We start from the raw sequence: 1263 nt of genomic DNA on the forward strand, positions 1-1263 counted from the left end.
AAAACGGTGACGCTTGAAGATGATATCTGATGTCTGCATCGCCAAAATTTACGCCCAAACCGTCAGGCAGGCAACTGCAGCCCAGTTAACGTGACAACACCAGGCAGGGCTGCGCCATGTCCCGGTGTTAAATGAGTTTCTGGCGCTTGGCGGGTGTTATCGCCACGTGGGAAACTGCGTCTGCGAGATTTTGTTCCGCATGATGCGGATCGGATTTTTTGAAAACAGTTGACATTCCGTCAGATGGGAAGGGGCTGGCGCCTGCGCAAGATAGGAGTTCCCACAAATCAGTCGCAGATATCTCGTCGAACGCTTCTGTCGGAATAGAAACTGTGGCCGTCCGGCCGGGAACTTAAATTTCGACACGGCGTTAAACGAGGAGGCAGAGACGCAGTTTCCTGCCTGTCTCATCAGCCATTGATCACTTACTGCCGGAACTTTACCGGCGATTTGTGGTAACCAATTCATAAGAGGAGATGAATTATGGCCAAGGAAAAAAATCTCGAAGACTTATTCCACGATACTCTCAAGGACATCTATTACGCTGAACGTAAAATTCTCAAGGCCCTGCCAAAAATGAAGCGTGCAGCGCACTCTGAAGATTTGAAAACGGCTTTCGAAAAGCACCGTGAACAGACTGAAGGCCACGTCGAGCGACTAGTCCAAGTGTTCGAAATCATGGGCAAGACAGCAAGAGGCAAGACTTGCGATGCGATCGAGGGAATTATCGCCGAAGCCGAGGAGATCATGGAGGAATTCAAGGATACCGCGGCGTTAGACGCCGGCCTGATCTCGTCTGCACAGGCGGTCGAACATTACGAAATCACTCGTTATGGGACATTGAAGCGGTGGGCGACGGAGCTTGGCATGACCGATGCTGCAAAACTACTCGACCAGACGCTGCAGGAAGAATCCAAGACGGACAGTGATCTGACGAAACTTGCGGATGCGTCAGCTAACCAACCCGCCAAAGCAGCGTGATCATGAACTAAGGGTGCCACTCGGCACCCTTTTCATTTGAACATAAATCGCGAAAGAATCGGAGCCAGCCATGTCAGCCAGCAACAAGGCCACAAATGGACGGAAGTCGCTCACGCTTCATGATCAGAAGCTCGACGCAGGCCGAGGCGGAGACCTTCATCAACTCGCCGAGGACAAGACGCCGGTCATGACCACCGCCCAAGGTGGGCCGGTTTCGGATGACCTCAATACGCTCAAGGTCGGCGCGCGCGGTCCGACGCTGATTGAGGATTTTCATTTCCG

The 1263-nt window shown here is 52.6% G+C and carries 1 protein-coding gene and 1 pseudogene; both read left to right on the forward strand.

Annotation, left to right across the window (positions count from 1 at the left end):
* Positions 1 to 483: 483 nt before the first annotated feature.
* Complete coding sequence (locus FIB18_RS24685) at positions 484 to 981, forward strand: YciE/YciF ferroxidase family protein (protein WP_138787510.1); 498 nt, start codon at positions 484 to 486, stop codon at positions 979 to 981.
* Between the two features lie 70 nt (positions 982 to 1051).
* A pseudogene (locus FIB18_RS24690) lies at positions 1052 to 1263 on the forward strand (catalase HPII); the annotation flags it as partial.

The sequence above is a fragment of the Brucella pecoris genome, assembly GCF_006376675.1.
Lineage (GTDB): Bacteria > Pseudomonadota > Alphaproteobacteria > Rhizobiales > Rhizobiaceae > Brucella > Brucella pecoris.